Origin of the sequence: Anaerolinea thermophila UNI-1 (genome assembly GCF_000199675.1) — a bacterium.
Taxonomy (GTDB): Bacteria; Chloroflexota; Anaerolineae; order Anaerolineales; family Anaerolineaceae; genus Anaerolinea; species Anaerolinea thermophila.
The window spans coordinates 146,127-173,028 of the sequence record NC_014960.1; the positions used below are offsets into that span (position 1 = coordinate 146,127).

Genomic DNA, 26,902 nt, shown 5'->3' on the forward strand with positions numbered 1-26,902 from the left:
GCGTATGCACCCCGGTATGGCTCGACAGACTCGCCAATCGCAAAAGGACGCGGTCTTACCCGCTCTTTTCGCCTTTAGCGGGAAACCTTAACCGTGTCGTCACCATCGCAAGGACGCCAGAATATGCCTTTAAGGTTGAACGGGCACTTTTTCCTTTTGTATGGACTGAGGATTCGTTTCTTCCGCTTGCGCGCGCGAGAGGTGATGATGCAGGAAGGACCCCATCTGGCGCAGGGAACGCCAAGACTCCGGCACGCGCAGGGTGAATAACTGGAAGACATGCCACATGCCTTCCCAGACGACCAGTTTGGCATCCACCCCGTCCTCAAGCAGACGCTCCACCAGACGGGTGGAATCGGTGTAGAGGATTTCTTCCGTGCCCACATGCACCAGAATGGGCGGCAAGCCGTGGAAGTCGCCATACAGCGGTGAGGCGTAGGGATGGCGCGGGTCCAGGTCGCGCAGGTACAGGCGGGCGGCAACCGGCAGGTCGGCAGGGTTGATGAGCGGGTCGCGGGTTTCGTGGGTTTTGACCGATTCGCCCACGCCCGCCAGATCCGTCCACGGCGACATCAGCGCCGCGGCGGCGGGCAGAGGCTCGCCGCGGTCGCGCAGCGCCAGCAGGGTTGCCATTGCCAGCCCGCCGCCCGCCGAATCACCGGCAAAAGCGATTTTGTGAGGCGGGTACCCCAGCCGTTGAAGGTGATGATAGGCGGCAAGGGCGTCTTCCAGCGCGGCGGGGAAGGGATGCTCAGGCGCAAGGCGGTAATCCACCACCAGGGCGCGGGTGCGCGCAAACAGGGAGAGGTAGCCCACCATCTCGCGGTGGGTGCGGGGTGAGCCGACTGTGTAAGCCCCGCCGTGCAGGTAGAGAATGACCTGATCGGGGGTGTTGCGTTCGGGAATGAGCCACTCGGCGCGTGGACCACCTGCGGCGGCAAAGCCGATGCGCACACCGGGCGGAGTGTGCAGCAAAAGCCGGGCGTAAAACTCCAGAACGTCTCTTTGCTGGTGAATGCTCCAGTTACTGTGTGGGACGAAAGGAAACAGGCGCAGAACGCCCAGAAACAATTGACTGACAAAACTCATTATAAGACCTTTTCAAAAGAATGAAGAATGTTATTCTTCCAGTAAATTAATTTCTTGTACGCTTTTATAAAGATTTTTCCATGAATTTTGTTTTATCCGGAATTTTGTTCCATGATTATGTCCTGTGCGAGCATCAAAGTCCACAAATACCAACCCCATTTCAATACAGTTTAAGAATCTTTCAAAATCGAATCCAGATAAGACAAACAATTTTTTGTACAGAAAAAATTCATGCCTATTTTCTATTTTTGACTCAGCAATTACATAGAAACAATTCTTAATTTTAGAACCAATTGCATACTCTAAGTCTTGAAATCCCCAGTATGGTTCAGGGCATAGAGAATCAGGTACCGAATTTGCCCACTCTTTTATAGAAGGGTCGCTTGCATCTATATGATCTTTAGAAAAAGTAAAGCGAAGTTTTCTCGCATTTCGGTCTAGAACTAATTTGAAACCTCTATTTGTGTAATGAATAGCATCTGTAGTTGAACGAAAACTTTTTTCATCATTAGGGTATTTTTTCCCTGCTTCTTTATGTCTCCATCCAAAATTCGGAAGTAATATACATGAAACAATTTGCAAAGCAGTTGGGGAAGGTTCTAAATGTTTGAGAGTAATTAGGGAAGATGTATGTTCTCTTTGTCCCTTCAACTCCCATTCTTGTGCATTTGGAATTGGCAGATTGTTTTCTGATAATCCCAGTAAACATTCCAAAGTATTTCCTACAGCGCCATCATTTCTTCGCTCTATAGTTTGTTTTACACTTTTTTTCCAGCCTTCTCTACTGATTTGATGAATTTTTTCTATTAAATCTTCTTTAGTAAATGTTATCATTGTGAAGGTCTCCAGAAATCAAGCAGATATTCAAATGTAGTTCCCATTGTGATGTAATTACTGGGCCAGCCGAAAATTCCGATTTTGTTAACAATGTTTGTCCGATCCCAAATGATTATATTCCTCAGCTCATAACCTCTTTGTCTTAACTCTTCAATGAGAGAAACGTGGATGGTAATTCTTTTATCTTCCCACCACATATCGGGAACGTTGATTACGCAATGCCCTCTAGGTTTTAACAAAGGGAGTAACTTCTCAAAAATTTCACCCATTGCTCTAGTATACTCCTCAAGAGGCATTGTTCCTAAATCGGAAGGATCTTGGGAATATTGTTCAATTTTCCCAAACTGTTCATTCTTTCTATCACGTCTCGATTTATTAAGACGTTTTCGATTCAGCAAATTTGCATAAGGGGGAGATGTCCATATTAGACTTACCATTTCGGGTTCAAGGTAATTAGGAATATTTCTGGCATCATCATGAATTGCTACCTGTTGGGCGTTATTGAAAAGGTTATTAGTTGCTAATCGCTCAGCACATAAATCAATATATTTTTCTTGAAGGTCAAAACCTACAGCGTTTCGATTAAGATCCCTTGCTGCAACCAAAGTAGTTCCACTTCCGACAAACGGATCTAGAACCAATTCTCCTTCATGGGTAAATAAGCTGATCACTTTTTTTGAGAGAGAAATTGGAAAAGTTGCAGGGTGAATACTTTTATCACGAATATCTCTCCCTTCGTAATTAAACTGCCAAACTCCTAGTTGACACTTGATCCATTCTTTAGCTGATAGGCAACTTAAGTGATTAGGAGGACATGAACAGGTTCTTGTATACCCAATAGATAGTTTTGTTCGATAAAGAGTTTGGGCTTCTTTTACTTTCAAAGGAAGAGAAATTCCGGTGTATGTATCATTCATAAGGTTGACTCCAGACTATGGGAAACAATAATTTAAATATGGTGAAATAAATTATACTGTCTTTCATAAAATTGTTTTGAATGATTCTGCGTAAGATGCTCAGCCAAACCAGCCGCCGCGGAAAATGTACACTGCCGCACTGCCTGCCAGCAGGATGATGAGCGCCGCCCACATGCGCTGAAGCCGCCGCTCGCTGAAAAACATTATCCAGATCAGTCCGCCCAGCGTTATGGCAATGGCGGCGTAACCAAGAATCAAGAAAAACAACATTGCCGCCGGGGAAGTGCCCGCCAGCAGACGGAAGAAGGTCATCAAAATATGTCCCACCCCGTTGGCGAGGTAGGTGGTCAGGAAAAAACGCGCTCCCACGGGCAGATACTGCCGCCACATCAGGGTGGTGATGAGAATTGCCAGAAGCAGGGCGATGGCGGTGTCCAGACCGGAGAGTTTACCCTCGCTGAGCATGCTGGCGAATTCCGTTGCCGCCCAGGCGACCAGCCCGCCTGCCATCCCGTACCATCCCCGTGTGGTTTCAGCAGAGCGGGTATTCAGTCCCCGCTGAAAACTGTACACGGCTACCGCGATGAGCGCCAGCGCGTACACCATCAGCCCCGGTCCGCCAGAGCGGTGGTAGAGGATGCCCATGGGAAGCAGAATCGTCTGCCACAATAGGTACAGGACGATGACCGGCAGAATGCCATCGAAGAACTTGCTGGCGAGATCCCGCTTCCAGTGCATGGCTTATAACCTCCGAATCACCGGTTTGAACAGGGCTACCCAGCCGCCGTACAGCAGAGAAAGCAGAGCGCCCATGCCCAGCGCCAGCGGTGCACCGATCCAGTCGGCAACGTATCCTGCCTGAAGCGCGCCCAGACGCATGAAAGCCTGAATGGTCATGGTGTAGAACCCCATCACCCGTCCGCGCACCTCGTCCGGGGCGGTCATTTGAATAAGGGTGTTCGCCAGAGCGTTCTGCAGGACGAACATCCAGCCAGCCGCCATCATCATGAAGAGGCTAAAAAGAAACGAACGGGAAACTGCCACGAAGAGCAATGCCAGCGGAAAGCCCAGGTTGCCCAGCGTCAGCCAGCGCCCGCGGTGACTCTCAGCGGGCAGGGATGCCACAAACAGCGCCCCCAGCACTGCACCGACCCCCACGGCGGTGAGCAACATGCCTAACGGCAGGGCTTGCGGAGACTGACAGGAAAACAGGCGGGCAGGTCCTTCGCACACCCGGGCAATTACCGGCTGGGCGCTTTCGCTGAGCACGTCCTGAGCGAAGACCGGCATGAGGGTGTTGTAGGGCATGGAAAGGAAGGCGCTCACAGCCACCAGGCTCATCAAGAGCAACTGCACCGGTTTGCTGATCACATAGCGCAGTCCTTCCAGGATGTGACGAACCGTGCTGTGCGCCTGCGGGGGGCGAGAGGATTGCGGCAGGTTGCGCATGGAGAGCAAAGCCAGAATTACCGGCACGAAGGTGAGGGCGTTGAAGAAAAAGGCAGGTCCCTCGCCAATTGCCGCCACTACCAGCCCTGCCAGTGCCGGTCCCAGGGCGCGGGCAAGGTTGAACATGGCGGAGTTCAAGCCAATGGCGTTGGTGAGGTCCTCTTTGCCCTCAACCATATCCACAGTGAAGGCTTGCCGGGCAGGTAGATCCACGGCATTCACCGCCGCCAGCAGAAGCGAAAGGGCGTAAATGTGCCATACCTGCACCCTGCCGCTCCAGGTGAGCCACGAGAGCAGAAGCGCCTGTGCCATCATGACCACCTGTGCCCAGAGGATGACATCCCGTTTGGGAAAGCGGTCGGTGAGCGAGCCGCCCCACAGTGAAAAGGGGATAAGTGGAATCAAGCCTATGAAACTGATGAAGCCCAGCGCCGCCGCCGAGCCGGTGAGGCGGTACACCAGCACCTGCTGTGCCATGGTCTGCATCCATGAGCCGCTCAGCGAGATGGTCTGTCCGATGAACCAGACGCGGTAATTGTAATGGCGCAACGCCCGAAAGGTGTTGGGAATGCGGGAGACGGGTTTGGGGGTAGAAAGTGTCGTTGGCATGGATGGTTTCCCCTGTCAAAGATAAACTCATTATACTCTCGCCCGGGCGGGCAATCAAAAAGAGCCGGAGCGGCGTGCTTCACCCGGCTCTTGCATACTAGAGAAAATAGGCTTAACAGCGATTGTCCGGTATGGGGGGGACATACCGGACAATCTTCAGGGAGGGAATGCCACCAGCACTCCGGTCCAACCCGGGGGGGACGGGCTGAACATTGATTGGGGGGAGGCACCGCTACCAGTAAAGATTTTTTGGTGCTTCCATGAATCATATAGCATACTTTTTCAGGTTTTGCATTAGAAAAACATGAGAATTTTTATCCTATTTATCCTTCTTTTTGCGAAACAGGTTCAGGAATTCCTCTACCTCATCCTCAGAGGGCTTGTCCGGCTTCTCCGCACCGGCAGACGCGGCGGGAGTGCGGGCGCTCAGCAGTTGACGGGCAAATTCGTCCGAACTCAGGGTTTTTGCCCGCCGGGTGCGCGCCTCGGCGAGAATCTGCCGGTCGGAGGTGACTACGGTGACCTCGACAGCACGCTTACCCAGTCTCTGCAGGACGGCGATGATGGCGCTGTCGGCCGTTTTGCCTTCCTCTACCCAGTGGACAGTGATGTTCCTTGCCCGATGCTTGCCGGCACGTCCCGGCGGGGCTTTGTCAAAAAATACCTCAACGGTACAGCGCCGCTGGCGGGCAAAGTTCTGCAAGAGAGCGATTAGACGGTTCTCATCCTCGATTTGGGCGAGGTTCAACCCCGGCAGGTGAGGAATGAGATTGTGCCCGTCAATCAGGTAAATCATGGTTTCATTTTACCCCGCTTTTATGCTATGATTCAGACACGATGAGACGACCGCGCACTTCTTTGTGGCTCTACCTGCTGTTGAACATCGTTGTCTCCGCCGCAACCATGCTGGCGGTGCTGTATTTCTGGGAGCGCGCTCATGGGCGCGCCCAGAGCATTCTGCCGGTGTTCCCTACCCCGTCGGCGGCGGAGGCAAGCCCCACGCCCACCAGCCTTCCACCGGAAGAGATGCTCCCTTCGCCCACCCCTTATACGGGTGAGCCGCTGGTGCAGATTATCGCCGTGATTGGGGCTACTGACCCTCAGCAGGAATATGTGGTGCTTAAACGGGTGGGGCAGGGGGATTTGAACATGGACGGCTGGGTCTTGCGCGATGAGGACGGCAACGAACTGCGCTTCCCCGCCGGACTGACGCTCTTCCCCAACGGCGGACTGCTCATCTACACGCGCGCTGGCACCGATACCGTCTCCGAACTGTACTGGAACCGTACCGAAGCCGTATGGCGTTCGGGTGAGGTGGTCACCCTGCTGGATCCTGCCGGGCAGGTGCACGCCACCTACACTGTGCCGTAAACGGGCATGGCTTTTGGGGCGGGTTTCGAGTAAAATCATCCCGCAATCACACGAGGAGGGCATTCCATGGCGCAAGCCCTGTACCGCAAATGGCGTCCCCGCCTGTGGGAGCAGGTGGTGGGGCAGGATCACATCATCCAGACCCTGCGCAATGCGGTGCGCACCGGCAGGGTGGGGCATGCCTACCTTTTCGCCGGTCCGCGCGGCACAGGCAAGACAACCACCGCGCGCCTGCTCGCCAAAGCGGTCAACTGCCTGGAGGAAGACCCGGCAAAGCGCCCCTGCGATCAGTGCGCGCACTGCATTGCCGTCAACGAGGGGCGTTTCCTGGATCTCATCGAGATTGACGCGGCTTCCAACACCAGCGTGGAAGACGTGCGCGATTTGCGTGACAAAATCAACTTTGCCCCCTCGCAGGGACGTTACAAGGTCTATATCATTGATGAAGTCCACATGCTCTCCACGGCGGCGTTCAATGCCCTGCTGAAGACGCTGGAAGAACCCCCGGCGCATGCCATTTTTATCTTAGCCACCACCGAGGTACACAAAATCCCCGCTACGGTGCTTTCGCGCTGTCAGCGTCACGAGTTCCGCCGCGTGCCGGTGCAACAGATTGCCGCGCTTCTGCGCCAGAAAGCCGCCGAGGACGGTCTGGCGGTGGATGAAGACGCCCTGCTGATGATTGCCCGCCAAGCCACCGGTAGTTTCCGCGATGCTATTTCCATCCTTGACCAGTTATCTTCCACCGGCGAACGGGTGACGCTGGAGATGGTGCAGAGCGTGCTGGGAACGGCGGCGGGTGAACCCATCCGTCTGCTGGTGGATGCCATTCTGGCGCGCAACGCCGCTCAGGGCTTGCAGATCATCCAGCAAACGCTGGACGGCGGCGCCGACCCGCGCCAGTTTGCCCGCCAGGTGGTGGATTACCTGCGCGGATTGTTGCTGGTGCGCATGAACAACGCCGCGCTGGTGGATGCCACTGCCGAAACCCGCGCGCAGATGGCGGCGCAGGCGGGCAGTTTTGAGGTGGATCGTCTGGTGGAGGTCATCCGCCTGTTCAATACGGCGGCAACCGAGGCGCGCACGGCGGTACATCCCGGCTTGGGGCTGGAACTGGCGCTGGTGGAAGCCACGCTGGAAAAATCTCTCCCGACGATGATGAGCGTTTCCCCAACGCCGCTTTCTGCCCCATCCTCTGCCCCGCAACCGGCGGCAAGCCCCGCCCCTTCGATACCTGGAAAGGAAGGGCAGGCAAAAGGCAGTCCTGCGCCTTCGGCGAAACCGGCGGCTTCCTCCGCATCGATGCCTTCCTCCCCGGCGCCCGCGCCTTCATCTGTGTCGGGCTTGACGCAGGAGCACCTGCGCCAGAACTGGGAGAGGGTGCGCGCGCTGGTCAAGGGGCGCAACAGTCTGACGGCGGCGGCGCTCAATTCCTGCCGCACCTACACGCTGAGAGATGGGGTGCTGGTGCTGGTGTATCAGACCGAAGTGCTGAAACAAAAGATGGAGACGGAGGATAACCTTGCCCTGCTGCGTACCGCATTGAAGCAGGTGCTGGGTGTGGACGTGCCAGTGCGCTGTGTGGTCAGCCCCAGGGGAACCCTTCCGGATGAAAGCGAGGGCGGATCGGGCAACAGCATGGTGCATGTGGCGCGCTCACTGGGCGGGGAACTGGTGGATAAACGCGAACACCCCTTCCCCGACGCGGAGGAATCGGGTACATTTTAGAGTGGAGGTTGAACATGGCAAAAGGATTCAATCGCCCGCCGGTGGGCGGGGGCGGCAACATGATGGCACAGTTGAAAAAACTGCAGGAACAGATGGAGCAGGCGCAGGCGCGCCTTGCGGAAGAAACTGTCACCGGTACTTCGGGCGGCGGCGCCATCAAAGTTGTGATGACTGGCGATCAGCACTGCAAAGCGGTAGAAATCGCCCCGGAACTGCTTCAGGAAGTCGACGCCGATATGCTTCAGGATATGCTTCTGGCGGCAATCAATCAGGCGCTGGAACTTTCCCGCCAGAAGCAGGAAGAAATGCTTGGACCCCTGGCAGGTGGGCTGGGTGGTCTGGGAGGACTGGGTTTCTAAATGGCTGGTTTACCGGCACCACTGGAAGCCCTGATTACCGCGTTTGAGCGTTTGCCGGGTATCGGTCCCAAGACGGCATCGCGGCTGGCGTTTTTTATCCTGCGCCAGCCAGATGAAGTGGCTCAGCAGTTAGCCGAAGCCCTGCTGGCGGTGAAAAGCCAGACGGCAAACTGCCCGGTGTGTTTTAACATCATGCTGGCGGGGCAGGAACGCTGTCAGATTTGCGCTGACCCGCGCCGCGATGAGTCGCAGTTATGCGTGGTGGAAGACCCGCTGGATGTGCTGGTGATCGAGCGCACCGGCGGCTTTTTGGGGCGGTATCACGTTCTGCAGGGCGTGCTGAACCCCATTGAAGGCATTGGACCGGAGCAGTTGCGCATCCGCCCGCTCATCGAACGGGTGCAGGAAGGCAGGGTGCGCGAGGTGATCATTGCCACCAACCCCAGCATGGAAGGCGACGCCACTGCCCTGTACCTGCGCCAGCAGTTAGCCCCGCTGGGCGTGCGCATTACCCGGCTGGCGCGCGGCTTGCCCATGGGCGGCGATCTGGAATACGCCGATCAGAACACCCTTCTGCGGGCGCTGGCTGGCAGGCAGGAATTGTGACGTTTATCGCCTTTTTGGGTCATGCTGTCATGTGATAGCCGGGCAAGAATCACGTATAATAAATTGGGTATCTACACCCCGCCTTTTCTGCCTTCAAGTTTCCAAGCGGGGTATCGCTTGACTTTCAGAAAGGTTGATGGTATAAAAATCTCACCCTTTATGGAAACTTTCCAGAAAGTCGTTCAGTTCAACATTCTTTTGGGAGAAGATGGTTGGCAGCCAGTCCAGCATGGTGTTGCGCAACCATTTTTCCGCTATCGGGCGGCTTGAAGCCCGAAAAAATCTTTCAATCCAAATCCTGTAGGAGGAGATAGGACATGAAGCAAAAGTCAATGCTGGTTCTCGCTCTGGTTGTTATCGCCAGCCTTGTCCTCGCCGCCTGCCAGCCTCAGACGATTGTTAAGACCGTCGAGGTGACCAAAGAGGTCAAGGTGGTAGAGACACAGGTTGTCGAGAAGACCCAGGTCGTCGAGGTGGAGCGCAAAGCCTTCACCACCCCGCATCCCATCCTGAGCGACCTTAAGGTTCGCCAGGCCATGTATCACTGCACCAACAAACTGGATCTGGTGAAGGCGGGCTACCCGCTGATCAGCGATGAAGACGCCGCCAAACTGATCATGGATACCTTCATCCCCAAGGACCACTGGGCTTATGCGGGTGAAGGCGCGGTGCAGCAGTATCCGTTTGACCCCGAAAAAGGGAAAGCCCTGCTCGAGGAAGCTGGCTGGAAGCTCCCCGAGGGCGCTAACGTTCGCCAGAAGGATGACGGCACGGTGCTGGCTCTGAAGTTCTACACCACCACCGCGGCGTTCCGCCAGGCATGGGCGGCTGTGTGGGAAAAGCAAATGGCTGCCTGCGGCATCCAGATCCTGCGCAACCACGTCCCGGCTTCCTGGTGGTTTGGTGATACCACCGGCCTGCAGGTGCGCGATTTCGAAATCGGTGCCTTTGCGTGGGTTGGTCAGGCTGACCCCGGTGGCCAGACGCTGTGGGCTTGCGATCAGATCCCGCTACCCGAGAACAACTGGCAGGGTCAGAACTACATGGGTTGGTGCAATCCCAAGGCTGATGAAGCCATCAAGAAAGCCAACAACACCCTGATCAAAGAAGAGCGCATCAAGTGGTACAAGGTCGTCCAGGAAGAGTACGCCAAGGACGTTCCCGCTATCCCGCTGTTCAACCGCACCGAGACCTTCTCGGCTGTGTCTACCCTGCAGGGCTTCGCCCCCACCCCGGGTGAAGAGTACTACACCTACAACGTCTATGACTGGGAGCGCCCCGGCAAGGACACCATCGTGATCGGCTTCACTCAGGAACCGGCTTCGCTGTTCACCCTGGTTGAATCCGCCATGGTGGCGAACCTGGCCGCTGGTCTGATGGGCTTCCGCTCTTACACCAGCCTCAACTACGACTTCCAGCCCGAAACCATGAAGCAACTGTCCACCATCGAAAATGGTCTGGCGCAGAACAATGACGTGGAAGTCAAAGAAGGCGATATGGTGCTGGACGCCGCGGGTAACCCCGTCAAACTGGAGAAGGGCGTGAAAGTCATCAACGCCAACGGTGAGGAAGTTGAATTTGACGGCAACCCCGTCAAGATGAAACAACTGGTGGTGAAATACGAGTTCCGCGATGACCTGAAGTGGCAGGATGGTTCTCCTGTGTCCCAGGCTGACTTCGAACTGGGCTACAAGATTGCCTGCGACCGCGAATCCGGCGCCACCACCTTCATCACCTGCGACAAGACCCAGGCGATTGAGTTCAACGGTCTGTCCTACACGGTGACCTGGCTGCCCGGCGTTCAGGATCCGCTGTACTTCCTGGCGCCCTACGGCTTCTACCCGAGCAACCAACCCATCGAGAGCGAAGGTCCTTACAAGGGCAAGACCCTGAAGGACGTCCCCGCCAAAGATTGGGCGACCCTGCCCGAGGTGGCTGAGAAACCGTGGTCCTATGGTCCGTACGTGATCAAGGAATGGGTGAAGGGCGAGAAGATGGTCTTCGAAGCCAACCCCTATTACTATCGCCCGGTCAAGACCAAGAACCTGGTGATCGCCTTCGTGACCCCCGAAAACGCCGAAGCGCAACTGCTCACCGGCGCGGTGGACCTGCTGGGTTCCGAGACTCTGGCTGGCCTGACTGAACAGTTAGTCAATGCTGAGAAGGAAGGCAAAGTCAAGAACTACGTGATTGCCGGCGCCACCTGGGAGCATATTGACTTCAACCTCTGGGTGAAGTAGAATCCCGCTTTGGGAGATTTGAATGGGCAGATGGCGCTCTCTCCCGTGGGGGCTCATCTGCCCATTCTTCTTGAAAAAATCTTGAGATTGGGGAGTTTGTATGACCTCATACCTGATCCGCCGGCTGTTCCAGATGATCATCGTGATTCTGGTTTCGGCGGCAGCCTCCTACGCACTGCTCAACCTTGCTCCAGGCGGGCCGCTTACCGGTTTGCGACAGATGCAGCAAAACAGCCGTTTTCGTATCACTGAGGAAGATTTTGCACGCATTCGGGCTTACTTTGAGCTGGATCTTTACCTTCCGGTGCGCTTCAGCCGCTGGTTGATTGGCTTCCCCAGCGGTCCGGTCAAAATCTTCGGACAGGAACTCTTTGCCAATGTACCTGTGGGGTGTTACAAAGAGATTCAGGCAACCTTCCAGGATGCCAAAGGCAACTTCAGTGTGCGCACGATTGGGTGTAAAGAGTATGTGTACCTGAAGGATCTGGAAGGGCGCAGAGTGAGCAAAGGCGTCCTGCGCGGCGATTTTGGCAATTCATGGCGGTTAAACCGCGATCGTCCCGTGGTGGATTTGCTGGTGAGCCGCATTCCCAACACGGTGAAGTTGATGGGCATTTCCACTCTGCTGGCGCTGGTACTGGGCCTGCCGCTGGGCGTGTACTCGGCGATTAAGCAGTATAGCCGCTTCGATTATATCTTCACCTCGCTGGCGTTCATGGGCTCCGCCATGCCGACGTTCTTCTTCGGCATCCTTTCCATCATGATCTTCTCCATCCTGCCCAACCGATTGGGATGGTTCTACCTCCCAGCAGGGAGCGCGACCGCTGTGCGCGATTACACAATTCCTTTATTGGGTACGGTGAAAGCCGGTTCCGGTCTGGATCAGGGCTTGCACCTGGTGTTACCTGTGTTTGTGCTGACCATCGTCAGCATTGCCGGGTGGAGCCGCTTTATCCGCGGGAGCATGCTGGAAGTGATGCGCCAGGATTACGTGCGCACTGCGCGCGCCAAAGGCTTGACCGAGCGTGTGGTCATCATGAAACACGCTCTGCGCAACGGGCTGATCCCCTTCGTGACCATCGTGGTCTTCACCCTGCCGGGGTTGATCGGCGGTGCCATCATCACCGAGACGATCTTCTCCTGGCCTGGCATGGGACGTCTATACTTCCTTGCCCTGGGTGATTCGGACTACCCCACCGCCATGGCAATTCTCTTCCTGACGGCGGTATTGACGGTCATTGCCACCCTGCTGCGCGATATCCTCTATACCATCGTTGATCCGCGCATCCGATTCTCGTAGGAGGAAACAGAACATGGCTACGAAAGCAGCAACAGTCAGTTCAGAATCGATGCGCACGGTCAAGGAGGAAACCCCCTTCGCCATTGTCATGCGGCGTTTCCGCAAACACCGCCTGGCGATGATCTCCCTGGGCGTGATGATTTTCATCTTTCTCGTCTCTCTCTTTGCTCAGCAAATTGCTCCCTTTGAACCGGACGAGGTGGATGTCAATGCCCGCTTTGTGGCTCCGGGTACGACCGTCCAGGGGAAACTGCACCTTTTTGGTACCGATAACATTGGGCGTGATTACTTCTCCCGCCTGCTGTATGCCGGACGTATTTCCCTCACGGTAGCAGTGCTCTCGGTGCTGATTTCCGAGTTGATTGGCATTGTCATTGGCTCTATCTCCGGCTTTTACGGCGGCTGGATTGATACCATCCTGATGCGCTTTGTGGAGTTCCTGCTCACCATTCCCAGTTTGCCACTTCTGCTCATCGTTTCCTCGATGCTCATTCGCAACCCTGACTTGATTCCCATCCCGGATGTGGTGCTGAATGTGTTGGGGAAAGTCATGCTTCTGCGTCCCAGCGATGCTCGTCAGGCAGTGCTGATCGTTATTGTGCTGGCAGGCTTGGGCTGGCTCACCTCGGCGCAGTTAATGCGCGGCATGATTCTCACCCTGCGCGAGCAAACCTTTGTGGAAGCGGCGCGCTCGTTGGGCGCTTCCAACACCCGCATCATCTTTGTGCACATGATTCCCAACGCGCTGGCGCCCATCATCGTGGATGCTTCGCTGGCTCTGGCGGGTTATATCGTCGCGGAGGCTTCGCTGTCCTTCCTGGGCTTTGGCATTCAAGATCCCATCCCCACCTGGGGAAACATGCTCTCCGCCACGCAAACCTACATGTACGACCGCCCGTGGCTCCCGCTGATTCCCGGCTTGCCCATCTTCCTGTGCTCGCTGGCGTTCAACTACATCGGCGATGGCTTGCGGGATGCGCTGGATCCGCGCCTGAAACAATAACACCACCCGTTGGAGGAGCAGTACCGTGAACGAATCCACTCAAAATAAACCTTTGCTCGAGGTCAAAAACCTCAAGACCTACTTCTTCACCGAAGACGGCGTGGTCAAAGCCGTGGATGGCGTGGATTTCCACGTCAATCAGGGTGAGGTGCTGGGTCTGGTTGGCGAATCGGGCTGTGGCAAAAGTGTGACCTCGCTCTCCATCATGCGCCTGCTGGGTGTGCCTGGCAAGGTGGTGGATGGCGAAATTTACTTCGCCGGTCAGGACTTGCTCAAACTGCCCGAGTCCGAAATGGTCAAGATGCGCGGCAACCGCATGTCCATGATCTTCCAGCAGCCGCAGTCCAGTTTGAACCCCGTCTTCACCGTGGGCGATCAGGTGGCGGAAGTGCTGATGATTCACCAGAACCTGGGCAAGGAAGCCGCCTGGAATCGCGCGGTGGAATTGCTGGCGATGGTAGGCATTCCTGATCCGGCGCGCAAAGCCAAAGCCTTCCCGCATGAGATGTCCGGTGGGCAGGCTCAGCGCGTGATGATTGCCATGGCGCTGGCGCTGGCTCCCGAACTGCTCATCGCCGATGAGCCCACCACCGCGCTGGACGTGACCATTCAGGCGCAAATTCTTGATCTGATTCAGGAAATGCGCGAGAAACTGGGCACTTCGGTGATTTTGATTACCCACGACCTGGGTATCATTGCCGAGATGGCGCACCGCGTGGCGGTGATGTACGCCGGGCGCATCGTCGAAGAAGCCAGCGTCAAGGAACTCTTCGAAAATCCCATGCACCCCTACACCAAGGGCTTGATTGCCTCCATCCCTATTCTGGGTAAGGTCACCGACCGCCTCGAGGTGATTCCGGGGAGCGTGCCCAACCTGATCAACCTGCCGCCGGGTTGCCGCTTTGCGCCGCGCTGTCGCCTGCGTGAACAGTATGGGCTGGAAATCTGCACCCGCGACGAACCTGAACTGGTGGAAGTCAAACCTGGTCACAAGGTGCGTTGCTGGCTGTATGCAGATAAAGATGACCACCGGGCGCCTTTGTCGGTAGCCTGAATCAATAGGGAGAGAGGTGCCTGATGAGCAATTCAAGTATGAACAGCAAAGATTTGATCATCGTCAAGAACCTGAAGAAATACTTCCCGGTTCGCGCGGGGGTGTTCCAGCGTGTGGTGGCGCACGTCAAAGCCGTGGATGATGTGTCCTTCACCATCAAAGAGGGCGAATGTCTCGGTCTGGTGGGCGAATCGGGTTGCGGTAAAACCACCGTGGGGCGCACCATGCTGAGGCTGACTGAACCGACGGCGGGTTCGGTGTTCTACGAAGGGACGGATATCTTCAAACTCAAGGGGCGTGACCTGAAAGCCATGCGCCGCAACATTCAGATCATCTTCCAGGATCCGTACGCCTCGCTCGATCCGCGTATGCCCATCGGCGAGTCGGTGATGGAAGGGCTGAAGATTCACAACATCGGCAACCCCAAAGAACGCTTCGACATCGCCATTGACACCCTGCGCAAGGTGGGGCTGGAAGATTACCACGCTCGCCGCTACCCGCACGAGTTTTCCGGCGGTCAGCGTCAGCGCATCGGTATTGCCCGCGCGCTGGCACTGCGTCCCAAGTTCATCGTTTGCGATGAACCCGTCTCGGCGCTGGATGTGTCCATTCAGTCGCAAGTGCTTAACATTCTCAAAGATTTGCAACAGGAATTTGGCTTGACCTACCTGTTCATCGCTCACAACCTGAGCGTGGTAGAGCATATTTCTCAGCGCGTGGCGGTGATGTACCTGGGTAAGATGGTGGAACTGGCAGACCGCGATGAACTCTTCCGCAACCCCCTGCACCCTTACACGCAGGCGCTGATGTCCGCCATTCCTATTCCCGACCCGAACATCAAGCGCGAGCGCATCATCCTCAAGGGCGATGTGCCCAGCCCGCTCAATCCGCCTGCCGGGTGCCGCTTCAACCCGCGCTGTCCAGTGGCAATGGAGCACTGCAAGGTGGAAGAACCGCCCTTCAAGGAAGTCAGCCCGTCGCACTGGGTGGCTTGCTGGCGGGTGGGGTAAATCCGCCAGAATAGAAAGGGCAGGCAAAACTCCCTGCTCCGGCACAGAGAGCGCCAACCAAGGCGCTCTCTGTGTTTATGCGATTCCCTCACACTTTTGCAAAGTGGTTTGCAACGAAATTGATATACAATAAAGAAGACTTTTGGAGGGATTGGGAATGGCATTAAGACGCATCCTTGTGGTGGATGACGCCCGCGATGTGGGCAGAATGGTGCAGGAAGCCTTGCGTTCGGCGTACAAGGGGGTTCCGGTGGTGTATGCGCCATCCGCCGAGGAAGCCATGCTGGAAACGTCCACCATGGCTGTAGATTTAATGATTGTGGATATTCGTCTGCCGGGCATGTCGGGCTTTGACCTGGTGCGGCGGGTGCGTGCCCGTCAGCCGGAGATGCAGGTCATCATGATTACCGGCTTGAGTCCGGATGAAAACCTCAAGCAGATGAGCGCCGAGGTGGGCGCGGCGCGTTTGCTGAGCAAGCCCATCAGCATTGCCGATTTACTCAGCGCGGTGGAAGAGGTGGTAGGGGTGAAAGGCGCAGATTTGTCTTTACCGGCGGCTAAAGAGCGCAAAACCACCCCGCGCAAGAGCAAAACCAGCGAACTGCCGCCCGCCGTGGAAATCCCCGCGCCGCCGGTGGAAGTGCCTGAAGCGCCACTGCCCTCTCTTTCGGAGGTGCTGGCGAACCTGCGCGGCTCGCTGGGGGCTTACTCGGTAGTGTTGCTGGATGATGCCGGACACATCACTGCCCGCGCGGGCGAGTGGATGCCGGATCAGCCTGAGGAACACATTGTCCCGGCGGTGCTGGCGGCGGTGAGCGCGGTGGAGAAACTGGGCAGGCAGGTACTGGATGGTCATGCTTCCAATGCCCTTTTTGTGCAGGGGGCGCAGGTGCAGGTGGTGGCGGCGCCGGTCGGGCGCTTTACCCTGGTGGTGTACCTGCGCAACGGCGCGGGAACCCTGCGCCTGGCGCTGGCGGTAGAGGAAATCCTTGCCGCGCAGACGCAGATTGCCGAAACGCTGGAGCGCATGGGCATCCTCATCAAGCCGGTGACCAGTACGCTGACTCCGCCGGTGGAGGAGGCGTCTGCGGCAGTGGGCATGAGCGGGCTGGAGTCACCTATGGAAGAGGTGCTGGCGGAAGAAACTCCGGTGGATCTGAAAGGGCTGGAAGAACTGCTTGCCAAACCCGAAGAGGTGCTCCCGCCGGTGGATGCCGATTCCTTCTGGGATGCGGTGGTGGAAGAGAAGGGCGAGATCAAGGTCAACCCCGATTCGCTTTCGTTTGAGGAAGCCCGCAAACTGGGTTTGCTCCCGCCGGAGGACGCCGAGCCGCAGGCGTGAGGGCAGGTGCTTCCCTTTAGTTAGTATGTTTTTCGGTGATATACAAAGTGCACACTGACCCAAGCCGAAACAGATGTACTCCTCGACAGGCTCGGGGTACGCCCGCCGCGCGCTGAGCCTGCCGAAGCGCGCATTATCCCAAGCCGAAGCACACAAAAAAGCGCATGGTGAGCCATGCGCTTTTTTCATTGCTGAGAGTTCTTTTGTGCCTCTTACTCGTTCCAGCGGGTATGGAAGACGCCCTCGCGGTCGAGACGCCGGTAGGTGTGTGCGCCAAAGTAATCGCGCAGTCCCTGAATCAGATTGGCGGGCAGGCGCTCACTGCGGTAAGCATCGTAGTACGCCAGCGCGCTGGAAAGCGCCAGGGTAGGGATGCCCATGCCGATGGCGGTCTGCATCAGCCAGCGCCAGTTGGTTTGCCGCTCGGCAACGGCTTGCGCGAAAGCCGGGTCGAGCAGAAGGTTGGGCAGGGCGGGGTCTCGGCGGTAAGCCGCGGTGATTTCTTCCAGCAGGGCGGCGCGGATGATGCACCCCGCCCGCCAGATGCGCGCCAGTTCCGCCAGTTGCAGATTGTACTGGTATTCCTGCGATGCCATGCTCATCAGTTCAAAGCCCTGCGCGTAGGCGATAATCTTGGCGGCGTAGAGCGCCTGGCGCGCGGCTTCCACCAGCGGTTTGACCTCGCCCTGATACATGGGCTTGGGACCGCCCAGCACGCGGCTGGCAAGCACACGGCGTTCCTTCATCGCCGAGAGCGAGCGGCTCTCCACCGCCGCCTGAATGGTGGGCACCGGCGCGCCCAGGTCCAGCGCGTTCTGCCCCGTCCATTTGCCCGTGCCTTTTTGCTGGGCTTCGTCGAGGATGACGTCCACCAGCGGCTTGCCGGTCAGGTCGTCCTTGCGGCGCAGGACGTGAGAGGTAATTTCAATCAGGTAGGACTTGAGTTCACCCTCGTTCCACTCGGCAAACACATCTGCCAGTTGGTCGGCGCTCATGCCTGCCCCGCGCGAGAGCAGGTCGTAGATTTCGGCAATCAACTGCATGTCGGCGTATTCGATGCCGTTATGCACCATCTTGACGTAATGCCCCGCTCCGCCGGGACCGATGTGGGTAACGCAGGGCGCGCCGTCTTCGGCGCGGGCGGCAATGGCTTGCAGGATGGGCGCCAGGGCTTGCCAGGCTTCCGGCGAGCCGCCGGGCATAATCGAGGGTCCCCACAGCGCGCCTTCCTCGCCGCCGGAGACGCCCATGCCCACGAACCACAGCCCGCTGGCTTCCAGTTCGCGGCTTCGGCGTTCGGTATCCAGGAAGTAGGAATTGCCGCCGTCAATGAGGATATCGCCGGGTTCGAGCAGGGGTTTGAGTTCGGCAATCACCGCGTCCACTGCCGCACCTGCGGTGACCATGAGCAAAATGCGCCGCGGGCGCTCCAACCCTTTCACCAGGTCGGCAAGGGTTTCGTAGCCCACGATGCGCTTGCCGGCGGCATCGCCCTGAATGAACTCGTGCATTTTGGCGGTGGTCTTGTTGAAGACCGCCACCGTGAAGCCGTTGCGCTCCATGTTCAGCACGAGGTTGCGTCCCATCACTCCCAAACCAATCACACCAATATTTGCCAGAGTCATACACAGCCTCCCAAATGGTTGTTTCTTTTCGGGTTGATTATACCCGTTTTACACCCCGGCGAAGGCGCTGAAACCGCCATCGACCGTTACCACCGTGCCGGTGACGAAGCGCGAAGCATCCGAGACGAGGAACAGCACCGCCCCGGCAAGGTCTTCGGGTTCGCCAAAGCGCCCCATGGGGGTGTGCGCCAGCACGTCCCTGCCGCGCGGAGAGGGCTCGCCGTTGTCTTCCACGAGCAGGAAGCGATTTTGTTCGGTCACGAAAAATCCCGGCGCCAGCGCATTGACACGGATGGCGGGCGAGTACTCCCGCGCCATGGTCACTGCCAGCCAGGCGGTGAAGTTGGCAACCGCGGCTTTGGCGGCAGAGTACGCCACCACGCGGGTCAGCGGGCGCAGGGCAGTCATGGATGTAATGTTGAGGATGACGCCGTTGCCCTGTTCCGCCATGCGCTCGCCGAACACCTGGCAGGGGTAAATGGTGCCGAACAGGTTGAGGTCAAAGACGGCTTTCATTGCCGCCGGAGACAGGCGAAAAAAGGACTGATCGGGCGCGGTGGTGGCGGCAGGGCGGTTGCCCCCGGCGGCGTTGATGAGGATATCCACCCGCCCAAAGGTCTCCACGATGCGCTGGCGGGCTGTCCGCAGGACTTCTGGGCGCAGGACGTCACAGCGCATAGCCAGGGCTTTGCCGCCTTCCTGGCGCACGGCTTTGGCAAGGTGTTCGGCTTTTTCCAGCGTGCGGTTGAGGATGATCACCTGCGCGCCGGCGCGCGCCAGCACCCGTGCCATCACACTTCCCAAGCCGCCCGCTCCGCCGGTAATCACCGCCACGCGCTCCTGCAGAGAAAACAGGGCATACGGATGCAGTTCGCTCATGGTATTTCTCCCAATCTGAGAAAAATTGCCCCCTGAGTCATGGCTCTTTCTCATTATACCGATCCTCTGGAAAGATTTTCATTCCAGGTCTTCTTTTATCCACTTTTGCTATATAATTGAAGAACCGAATTTCAACCACAGGCTGGTGGCATGCGCCGCGAGATTCTTACCTGGAATGATGTCGATCAACTGATTGACCACCTGATCCCGCAATTCGAAGTGGAGTTTGATGCGCTGGTGCTCATCACCCACGGCGGGTTGATTCCCGGGGGCATGCTGGCGGAAGCTCTGAAGGTCAACGATATCTTCATCGCCGCGGTGGATTTCCCTAACGAACTGGAAGCCGAAAAACAGCGCGAGCGGGCGCGCCTGCTGGCATGGCCCAAATTCCTGCAATTCCCCGATGAGAGCCTCTTGCGCGGACGGCGCATCCTGGTAGTGGATGATGTGTGGGGCTCCGGGCGCACCATGACGGCGGTGAAGAACCGTGTCACTGCCAGCGGGGGCATTGCCTACACCTGCGTCCTGCACTTCAACCCCTACCGCAGTCTTTTCGGCACCCTGCGCCCCGACTACTACGCCGCCATCACCGATGCCTATATCGTCTATCCCTGGGAAATCAAGCGCGGGCCGGAAGCCGTGCTCTTGCGCGATTTCTGAGTTCTCTGTTTTCAAGAAAATATCGGGTGGAACCTCTCATGCGGATGAGAGGTTTTTTGACGCTCCCGTGCATATCCCACCGGAAAAGCCTGGGCGCTTAAAGCCGTGCTACAATCAAAACTATGAGCGAACAAATTCCTGCTGAATTTAAATCCGGTTTTGTGGCGGTGGTAGGACGTCCCAACGTGGGCAAATCCACGCTGATGAACCGTTTCCTGGGGCAGAAGATTGCCGCCGTCTCCCCCCGCCCGCAGACTACCCGCCGCCGGCAGTTGGGCATCCTCACCCTGCCGCAGGCGCAGATGGTCTTTGTGGACACCCCCGGCATCCACAAGCCCGTCCACAAACTGGGCGAGTACATGAATCAGGTGGCGCTGGATGCCCTGCGCGATGCCGATGTGGTGTTGTGGCTGGTGGATGCCAGCGTCAAGCCCACCGACGAAGACCGTTTGTGCGCTCAGCGCATCCTTGAAGCCCTGGGGCAGAATCCTGCCAACGTCCTGCTGGCGCTGAACAAGATGGATCAGGTGCCGGAAGATCAGCGCGCGGGACGGCTGAAGGGGTATCAGGACCTGCTGTCTTCCGCCTGGGTGGTGTGGATTTCGGCAACCAGCGGCGCCGGCACGCAGGACCTGCTGGATGAGATTCTGCGCCGCCTGCCGGAAGGTCCGCCGTACTACGAAGAAGAGCAAATCACCGACCTGTACGAGCGCGAGATTGCCGCTGACCTGATTCGCGAAGCCGCGCTGATTCACCTGAAGGACGAAGTGCCGCACGCCATTGCCGTGCGCATTGACGAGTACAAGGAACGCAGTGAGGACACGGCGTACATCGCCGCCACGCTTCTGCTGGAGCGCGAATCCCACAAGCCGATTGTCATCGGCAAGGGCGGCGAGATGCTCAAGCGCATCGGCACCACTGCGCGCCTGGAGATTGAGTCGATGAGCGGGCGCAAGGTGTTCCTGGACCTGCGCGTCAAGGTGATGGAGAACTGGCGCGATAACCCCGCGCTTCTGCGTTCGCTGGGCTACGTGGTGAGAAAGGACTGAGCGCATGAACACCTGGCTTTTGGTGCTGACCTTTGCCGCCTGCGTGCTGGAGTGGGTGGCCGTTCTGCAGAAAAGCCGCTGGCACGACTTCACCAAACCCCTGCCGATGATTCTGCTCATCCTCTGGTACAGCCTGAGCGGGGGCTGGACGGGGCAGGGGGTGTGGTTCGGGCTGGGACTGGCGGCTTCTCTGCTGGGGGATCTTTTGCTGTTGCGCGAGCGCACCTTCCTGCCGGGCATGGGGGCGTTTTTCCTGGCGCATGTCTTTTACATCACCGGTTTGTGGCACGGCGCGCCGCCTCAGATGGGGCTGGCGGTGCTGTTCCTGGCGGTGGTGGCGGTTGCCCTTGGCTGGCTGGCGTGGCAGGCGCGCGGAGAAGCCTGGCGCCGACTCAAGCAGGCGGGCATGGCACTGCCGGTGACGGCGTACGCGCTCATCCTCTCGGCGATGACCTTCTCGGCATTGCTGACGCTGGCGCGCCCGGACTGGAATCCGCAGGGGGCGCTTCTGCTGGCGCTGGGGGCGGTGCTGTTCTTCCTCTCGGACGCCATCCTGGCGTGGGACCGCTTCCTGCGTCCCCTGCGCGCGCCGGAGGTGCTGATGATTCCCTACCTGCTGGGGCAGGTGGGCATTGCCGTGGGGGCGTGGCTCACCTTTGCGTGAACCTTAAGGGCTTTGAAGTAAACAGAGCAGGGAGTTTGCCCTGCTCTGTTTTTTATCGGCGGTCTGGGTTTATCTGCTCACCGCGGGCAGGTAGGTTTTGACGGGCAGGGACTGCATGACCTGAATTGGAAGGCTGTAATAGCCCAGCGTACCGTCGCCCAATTGACCGTACCAGTTCATCCCCCAGCACCTGACCGTGCCATCAATGACCAAAGCGCAGGTATGATCCTCGCCCGCGGCGATGGCGGTTGCATTGGAGAGCCCGCTGACCTGGACGGGGGTGGGACTGGAGGTCGTAGTACCGTCGCCCAGTTGACCGAAGTAGTTATATCCCCAGCAGTACACCGTTCCGGCACCGGTCAGCGCGCAGGTGTGAGCCTTGCCCGCCGCAATGGCGGAGATCCCCGAAAGCCCGGGAACCGGAATGACCGGGGCGGCGAGGTCGCTGTATCCCCCAATGCCTGCTTCACCGGAACGGTTAGAGCCCCAGCAGTACACCTCGCTGGCGGCGGTAAGGGCGCAGGTGTGAGACCCGCCGGCGGTAATCTGGATGATGCCGGAAAGGGGTTGCAGAGTCAGCAGGGAGAAGGGGAAAGACTGGCTTTGGAAGTCGGGGAAAGATCCGGGAAATTCTGATTCCCGGTGACGTTGCTCCGCAGGAAGGCTCTCCCTGGCGGGTCGCTGGCTTTCCGGTGGGGGAGGCTGAGGCATTAGGACAGAGACAGCAGAGAGCCACAGGAGGACAATTTGAAGCAGACAAACAGGGTGCAGGTTCGTGGTGGTCTCCGTGGGGGTAAAAGTAGATATGTTTACAAACTAAATCCACTATACCACGGGGAAATTTCCTTTGAAAGGATGATTCTGCCCGTGAAAAAAGGCAGGGCGGGAAATTTTCCCCGCCCTGCCCTGCAAAAAATCACCCTTGACGTGCAATGATAGGGCGGGTATTATTTAGCCGACTAATCATTAGTTGGCTAAATAATTTTGCAAAGGCAGACATGAAAAAATTCCCCTTCCCCGAAACGCTGGACTTTATTCTGCATCAGGTGTGCCACCTGCACCATCACCGCGTGAGGCAGGTGTTTGAGAGTTTGGGACTGTACCGCGGACAGCCGCCCATCCTGCGCATGTTGTGGGACGAAGAAGGGCTGACGCACAACGAACTGGCGGCGCGCCTCAACGTCACCCCCGCCACCATGTCGCGCACGCTTCAGCGCATGGAGAAGGCGGGCTTCCTGGTGCGCAAGCCCGACCCCGCAGATCAGCGCGTTTCGCGCGTGTACCTCACCGAACACGGGCGGGCGGTGCAGGAACAGGTTCAGCAGTCCATTCAGCGCATTGAAGAAGAGACGTTTGCCGGCTTCAGCGCTGAGGAATTGCCCGTCCTGCGCAGTTTTCTGGAGCGCATCCGCGAGAACCTCTGGCGCGCCACCGGCGAAAAAGAACTGCATTGATGCTCCCATCTTTATTAATCTCAGGAAAAAACACGATGAAACCTAGCGGTTGGAAAGTCTTGCGTTTTCTCAAACCTTACTGGCTGTGGATTGTGCTGGCTCCCCTGCTGATGCTGTTGGAAGTGGTCATGGATCTGATGCAGCCGCGCATGGTCGAGCGCATTGTCGATCAGGGCATTGCCAACCTGGACTTGCCCTTCGTCCTGCAAACCGGCTTGCTCATGTTCGGACTGGCGGTCATCGGCGCAACCGGCGGGATGAGCAACGGCATCTTTGCCGAGATGACTGTGCAGGGCTTTGGCGCCGACCTGCGCGAAGCCCTTTTCCGCAAGGTGCAGTCCTTCTCGTTCCGCAACCTGGACGCCTTTGAGACCGGACAACTCATCACCCGCCTGACCAGTGACGTGGCGCAACTGCAGGAAGGCGTGCTCATCACCCTGCGCATGCTGGTGCGCGCGCCGCTTCTGCTCATCGGCAGTCTGGTGATGGCAATCGTCACCAGCCCGCAGTTAGCCTTCCTGCCGCTGGTGCTGATGCCCATCGAACTGCTGGCGGTGGTGTGGATTGTGCGCAAAGCCACCCCGCTGTTCACTCTGGTGCAGGAAAAACTGGACGCGCTTAACGGGGTGATGGAAGAAAACCTTTCCGGGATGCGCGTGGTCAAAGCCTTTGCCCGCGCCGCCCACGAAAAACAGCGCTTTGCCCATGCCAACCGCGCCCTCACCGATCAAGCCGTGCGCGCCGGGCGTACAGTGGCGGTGATGCCTTCCTTCATGATGCTGACCATGAATCTGGGTATTGTCGGGGTGTTGTGGTTTGGCGGGGTGCAGGTGGTGCGCGGCGGGATGCAGGTGGGGCAGATTATCGCCTTCGTCAACTACCTGATGACCACCCTCTTCTCGCTGATGATGGTCAGTCAGATGGTGATTCAGTTCTCCCGCGCCGAGGCGTCCGCGCGGCGCATCGAGGAAGTGCTGGAGACCGAGCCGGAACTTCAGGACGCGCCCAACGCCATCTGCGACGTGCGCCTGAAAGGGCATATCGTCTTCGACCGCGTCACCTTCCGCTATGACGGCGCAGACAGCGAACCCGTGCTGAAAGAAGTCAGTTTCACCGCTCAACCCGGCGAGACGGTGGCACTGCTGGGCATGACCGGCGCGGGAAAAAGTACACTGGTGCATCTCATCCCGCGCTTTTACGACGTGCAGGGCGGGCGCATCCTCATTGACGGGATGGACGTGCGCGAAATCGATCAGAAAACCCTGCGCCGCAATATCGGCATGGTTTTGCAGGAAACCGTGCTGTTCAGCGGCACCATTCGCGACAACATCCGCTACGGCAAGCCCGATGCCAGCGAGGAAGAGGTCATTGCCGCGGCAAAGGCGGCTCAAGCCCATGATTTCATCCTCACCTTGCCCGAGGGCTATGATACGGTCATCGGTCAGCGCGGGGTCAACCTTTCGGGCGGGCAGAAACAGCGCCTTGCCATTGCGCGCGCTCTGCTCATCCAGCCTGCCATCCTCATTCTGGACGACAGCACCAGCGCGGTGGATGTGGAGACCGAGACCCGCATTCAGCAAGCCCTGGAAGACCTGATGCGCAACCGCACCTGCCTGGTGATTGCTCAGCGCATCAGCACGGTGCTGAAAGCCGACAAAATCCTGGTGCTGGACGACGGGCGCATCGTGGCGCAGGGCACGCACGCCGAACTGCTGGCGAACAGCCCCATCTATCAGGACATCTTCGAATCGCAACTGGGCAACGGAGTGAAAATCTATGGCTGAAATTCGACGCGCACCCGCACAACCACCCGCAACCCCGCCGCCGATGATGGGTTTCCGCCCGGGGGGCGGTCCGCCGTTTGGCTTTCTGCAGGGCGGCGAAAAATCGCGTGATGCCCGCGGCACGCTTCTGCGCCTTGCGCGTTATCTGCGCCGTCAGCGCTGGGTGCTGGCGGGGACGGCGGTGCTGGTCATCTTCGTTACTGCGGTGGACCTGCTGGGACCTTACCTGATGAGCCTTGCCATTGACCGCTTCATCAAGGGCGGCGACCTGCCCGGGCTGGCGCGCTTGATTGGCTGGATGATTCTCACCTACCTGGTGGCGGCAGGCGGCACCTGGTTGCAGACCTACCTGATGGTCGGAGTCGCTCAGCAAGCCGTGCGCGACCTGCGCGACGACCTCTTCGGGCGCATGCAAGCCCTGCCTCTGCGCTTCTTTGACCAGCATGCCCACGGCGACTTGATGAGCCGCCTGACCAACGACATGGAGAACATCAGCAACGTGCTGGCGACCAGTTTCAGCCAGTTGATTTCCAGCCTCTTCGGCTTGATGGGGGTGCTGATTCTCATCTTCATGCTCAATGTGCCGCTGGCGGTGGTCAGTCTGGTGGTCATGCCGCTGACGTATGTCATCACCCGCGCCATTGCCAGGCGCACCCGCTGCGGCTTCCGCCAGGTTCAGCAAGCCCTGGGCGCGCTCAACGGCATCATCGAGGAAACCATCACCGGCGAGCGCACCGTCAAAGCCTTTGTGCGTGAGGAAACGGTCACGGCGCAGTTCTCGCAGGTCAACCAGCGCCTGCGCGGGGTGGCACTGCGCGCCCGCGTGCTGACCAGTTTCATGGGACCGCTGATGAACATGGTTAACAACCTGGGGCTGGCAATTGTTGCCTGCACGGGCGGGGTGCTGGCGGTGCAGGGCATGGCAACCGTGGGTGAGATTGCCGCTTTCATTAACTATGCCGGCAGGCTGGGACGTCCGCTCAACCAGATTGCCCAACTGTTCAGCACCATTCAATCGGCGCTGGCAGGCGCGGAGCGCGTCTTCGAAATCATGGATCAAATTCCCGAACAGGACGCGCCCGACGCAAAACCGCTGACGCACGTGCGCGGCGAGGTAGAGTTCGACCATGTTTCATTTGCTTACGAACCCGGCGTGCCGGTGTTGAAGGACGTCTGCCTGCATGCCCGTCCCGGCGAGATGATTGCCCTGGTGGGTCCTACCGGCGCGGGCAAGACCACCATTGCCAACCTGCTGACACGCTTTTACGACGTGGACGAGGGCGCCATCCGCATTGACGGGCAGGACATCCGCAGGCTGAAAATGGACGACCTGCGCGAGAAACTGGGTCTGGTCCTGCAGGATACCTTCCTCTTCAGCGGCACGGTGATGGACAACATCCGCTACGGACGGCTGGACGCCAGCGATGAAGAGGTCATTGCCGCGGCGCAACTTGCCAACGCCGACCCCCTCATCCGCCGCCTGCCGCATGGCTATCACACCCTGCTTTCGGAGCGCGGGAGCAACCTCAGCCAGGGTCAGCGCCAGTTGATTGCCATTGCCCGCGCGGTGCTGGCAGACCCGGAGATTTTGATTCTGGACGAAGCCACCAGCAACGTGGACACGCGCACCGAGAAGCACCTGCAGGAAGCCCTCATGCGCCTGATGAAGGGACGCACCTCGTTCGTCATTGCCCACCGCCTCAGCACCATCCGCGATGCCGATCAGGTGCTGGTGATTCACGAAGGGCGCATCATCGAGCGCGGCACGCACGCCAGTCTGCTGGCGCAACAGGGCTTTTACTACCGCCTGTATCAGAGTCAGTTCAAGGGCTTGCCGGTGCCGGCGAACGGGTAAAAACGTCTCTCCCTTTTG

25 protein-coding genes are annotated in these 26,902 nt (G+C 58.1%); 16 read left to right on the top strand and 9 right to left on the bottom strand.

Features of this window, described 5'->3' with window-relative positions:
- Window positions 1-129: 129 nt before the first annotated feature.
- The 6 genes from ANT_RS00635 to ANT_RS00660 all read right to left on the bottom strand — a co-directional run bounded on the left by ANT_RS00635 (window position 130) and on the right by ANT_RS00660 (window position 5,697).
- Window positions 130-1,089 (bottom strand): alpha/beta hydrolase, encoded by a 960-nt coding sequence (locus tag ANT_RS00635; RefSeq protein ID WP_013558559.1) that lies wholly within the window; start codon window positions 1,087-1,089, stop codon window positions 130-132.
- 30 nt (window positions 1,090-1,119) lie between these two features.
- On the bottom strand, window positions 1,120-1,923 hold the full coding sequence (locus ANT_RS00640) for an MvaI/BcnI restriction endonuclease family protein (RefSeq protein ID WP_013558560.1): 804 nt from the start codon (window positions 1,921-1,923) through the stop codon (window positions 1,120-1,122).
- Entirely contained in the window at window positions 1,920-2,843 is a 924-nt protein-coding gene (locus ANT_RS00645; protein ID WP_013558561.1) for a DNA methyltransferase, read from the bottom strand. Before ANT_RS00645 ends, ANT_RS00640 begins: the two co-directional genes overlap by 4 nt.
- Before the next feature lie 99 nt (window positions 2,844-2,942).
- Window positions 2,943-3,581 (bottom strand): hypothetical protein, encoded by a 639-nt coding sequence (locus ANT_RS00650; protein ID WP_013558562.1) that lies wholly within the window; start codon window positions 3,579-3,581, stop codon window positions 2,943-2,945.
- Window positions 3,582-3,584: 3 nt separating this feature from the next.
- Window positions 3,585-4,901 (bottom strand): MFS transporter, encoded by a 1,317-nt coding sequence (locus tag ANT_RS00655; protein ID WP_013558563.1) that lies wholly within the window; start codon window positions 4,899-4,901, stop codon window positions 3,585-3,587.
- Window positions 4,902-5,220: 319 nt separating this feature from the next.
- Window positions 5,221-5,697: an NYN domain-containing protein gene (locus ANT_RS00660; protein WP_013558564.1), complete on the bottom strand. Its 477-nt coding sequence runs from the start codon at window positions 5,695-5,697 to the stop codon at window positions 5,221-5,223.
- 41 nt (window positions 5,698-5,738) lie between these two features.
- Here ANT_RS00660 and ANT_RS00665 point away from each other — a divergent pair, with 41 nt between their 5' ends.
- The 10 genes from ANT_RS00665 (at window position 5,739) to ANT_RS17960 (ending at window position 16,914) form a co-directional block, all read left to right on the top strand.
- Window positions 5,739-6,272, top strand: a complete 534-nt coding sequence (locus tag ANT_RS00665) for a lamin tail domain-containing protein (protein WP_013558565.1) — start codon at window positions 5,739-5,741, stop codon at window positions 6,270-6,272.
- A 66-nt stretch (window positions 6,273-6,338) separates the two neighbouring features.
- Entirely contained in the window at window positions 6,339-8,000 is a 1,662-nt protein-coding gene (gene dnaX, locus ANT_RS15880) for a DNA polymerase III subunit gamma/tau (protein WP_013558566.1), read from the top strand.
- A gap of 14 nt (window positions 8,001-8,014) precedes the next feature.
- Window positions 8,015-8,359, top strand: coding sequence for a YbaB/EbfC family nucleoid-associated protein (locus tag ANT_RS00675; RefSeq protein ID WP_013558567.1), 345 nt, complete (start codon window positions 8,015-8,017; stop codon window positions 8,357-8,359).
- The gene (gene recR, locus ANT_RS00680) at window positions 8,360-8,965 is read left to right on the top strand and encodes a recombination mediator RecR (protein WP_013558568.1); all 606 of its coding nucleotides are present in this window, start codon (window positions 8,360-8,362) and stop codon (window positions 8,963-8,965) included. It begins immediately after the preceding gene.
- A 317-nt stretch (window positions 8,966-9,282) separates the two neighbouring features.
- Complete coding sequence (locus ANT_RS00685) at window positions 9,283-11,205, top strand: ABC transporter substrate-binding protein (RefSeq protein WP_013558569.1); 1,923 nt, start codon at window positions 9,283-9,285, stop codon at window positions 11,203-11,205.
- 100 nt (window positions 11,206-11,305) lie between these two features.
- On the top strand, window positions 11,306-12,505 hold the full coding sequence (locus ANT_RS00690; RefSeq protein WP_013558570.1) for an ABC transporter permease: 1,200 nt from the start codon (window positions 11,306-11,308) through the stop codon (window positions 12,503-12,505).
- Window positions 12,506-12,518: 13 nt separating this feature from the next.
- Window positions 12,519-13,508, top strand: a complete 990-nt coding sequence (locus ANT_RS00695; RefSeq protein ID WP_013558571.1) for an ABC transporter permease — start codon at window positions 12,519-12,521, stop codon at window positions 13,506-13,508.
- Window positions 13,509-13,533: 25 nt separating this feature from the next.
- Entirely contained in the window at window positions 13,534-14,562 is a 1,029-nt protein-coding gene (locus ANT_RS00700) for an ABC transporter ATP-binding protein (RefSeq protein ID WP_013558572.1), read from the top strand.
- A gap of 23 nt (window positions 14,563-14,585) precedes the next feature.
- On the top strand, window positions 14,586-15,572 hold the full coding sequence (locus tag ANT_RS00705; protein WP_013558573.1) for an ABC transporter ATP-binding protein: 987 nt from the start codon (window positions 14,586-14,588) through the stop codon (window positions 15,570-15,572).
- Window positions 15,573-15,729: 157 nt separating this feature from the next.
- The gene (locus ANT_RS17960) at window positions 15,730-16,914 is read left to right on the top strand and encodes a response regulator (protein ID WP_013558574.1); all 1,185 of its coding nucleotides are present in this window, start codon (window positions 15,730-15,732) and stop codon (window positions 16,912-16,914) included.
- Window positions 16,915-17,126: 212 nt separating this feature from the next.
- Here ANT_RS17960 and gnd read toward each other — a convergent pair whose 3' ends face one another.
- Together gnd and ANT_RS00720 are read right to left on the bottom strand one after the other, a co-directional pair.
- On the bottom strand, window positions 17,127-18,539 hold the full coding sequence (gene gnd / locus ANT_RS00715; protein WP_013558575.1) for an NADP-dependent phosphogluconate dehydrogenase: 1,413 nt from the start codon (window positions 18,537-18,539) through the stop codon (window positions 17,127-17,129).
- 48 nt (window positions 18,540-18,587) lie between these two features.
- Entirely contained in the window at window positions 18,588-19,418 is an 831-nt protein-coding gene (locus ANT_RS00720; protein WP_013558576.1) for an SDR family oxidoreductase, read from the bottom strand.
- Window positions 19,419-19,568: 150 nt separating this feature from the next.
- On the opposite strand from ANT_RS00720, the gene ANT_RS00725 reads away from it, so the two are divergent.
- The 3 genes from ANT_RS00725 to ANT_RS00735 all read left to right on the top strand — a co-directional run bounded on the left by ANT_RS00725 (window position 19,569) and on the right by ANT_RS00735 (window position 21,791).
- Entirely contained in the window at window positions 19,569-20,078 is a 510-nt protein-coding gene (locus ANT_RS00725) for a phosphoribosyltransferase (RefSeq protein WP_013558577.1), read from the top strand.
- 122 nt (window positions 20,079-20,200) lie between these two features.
- The gene (gene era / locus ANT_RS00730; protein ID WP_013558578.1) at window positions 20,201-21,127 is read left to right on the top strand and encodes a GTPase Era; all 927 of its coding nucleotides are present in this window, start codon (window positions 20,201-20,203) and stop codon (window positions 21,125-21,127) included.
- A 4-nt stretch (window positions 21,128-21,131) separates the two neighbouring features.
- Complete coding sequence (locus tag ANT_RS00735) at window positions 21,132-21,791, top strand: lysoplasmalogenase family protein (RefSeq protein ID WP_013558579.1); 660 nt, start codon at window positions 21,132-21,134, stop codon at window positions 21,789-21,791.
- 69 nt (window positions 21,792-21,860) lie between these two features.
- Here the strand turns inward: ANT_RS00735 and ANT_RS00740 are convergent, their stop codons facing one another.
- Window positions 21,861-22,502, bottom strand: coding sequence for an RCC1 domain-containing protein (locus ANT_RS00740; RefSeq protein WP_013558580.1), 642 nt, complete (start codon window positions 22,500-22,502; stop codon window positions 21,861-21,863).
- 287 nt (window positions 22,503-22,789) lie between these two features.
- On the opposite strand from ANT_RS00740, the gene ANT_RS00745 reads away from it, so the two are divergent.
- The 3 genes from ANT_RS00745 to ANT_RS00755 are packed head-to-tail and all read left to right on the top strand — an operon-like array spanning window position 22,790 to window position 26,884.
- Complete coding sequence (locus ANT_RS00745) at window positions 22,790-23,245, top strand: MarR family winged helix-turn-helix transcriptional regulator (RefSeq protein WP_041454450.1); 456 nt, start codon at window positions 22,790-22,792, stop codon at window positions 23,243-23,245.
- 35 nt (window positions 23,246-23,280) lie between these two features.
- A complete protein-coding gene (locus tag ANT_RS00750) occupies window positions 23,281-25,029 on the top strand; it encodes an ABC transporter ATP-binding protein (RefSeq protein WP_013558582.1) in 1,749 nt (582 codons plus the stop codon).
- Window positions 25,022-26,884: an ABC transporter ATP-binding protein gene (locus tag ANT_RS00755; protein ID WP_013558583.1), complete on the top strand. Its 1,863-nt coding sequence runs from the start codon at window positions 25,022-25,024 to the stop codon at window positions 26,882-26,884. Before ANT_RS00750 ends, ANT_RS00755 begins: the two co-directional genes overlap by 8 nt.
- Window positions 26,885-26,902: the final 18 nt, after the last annotated feature.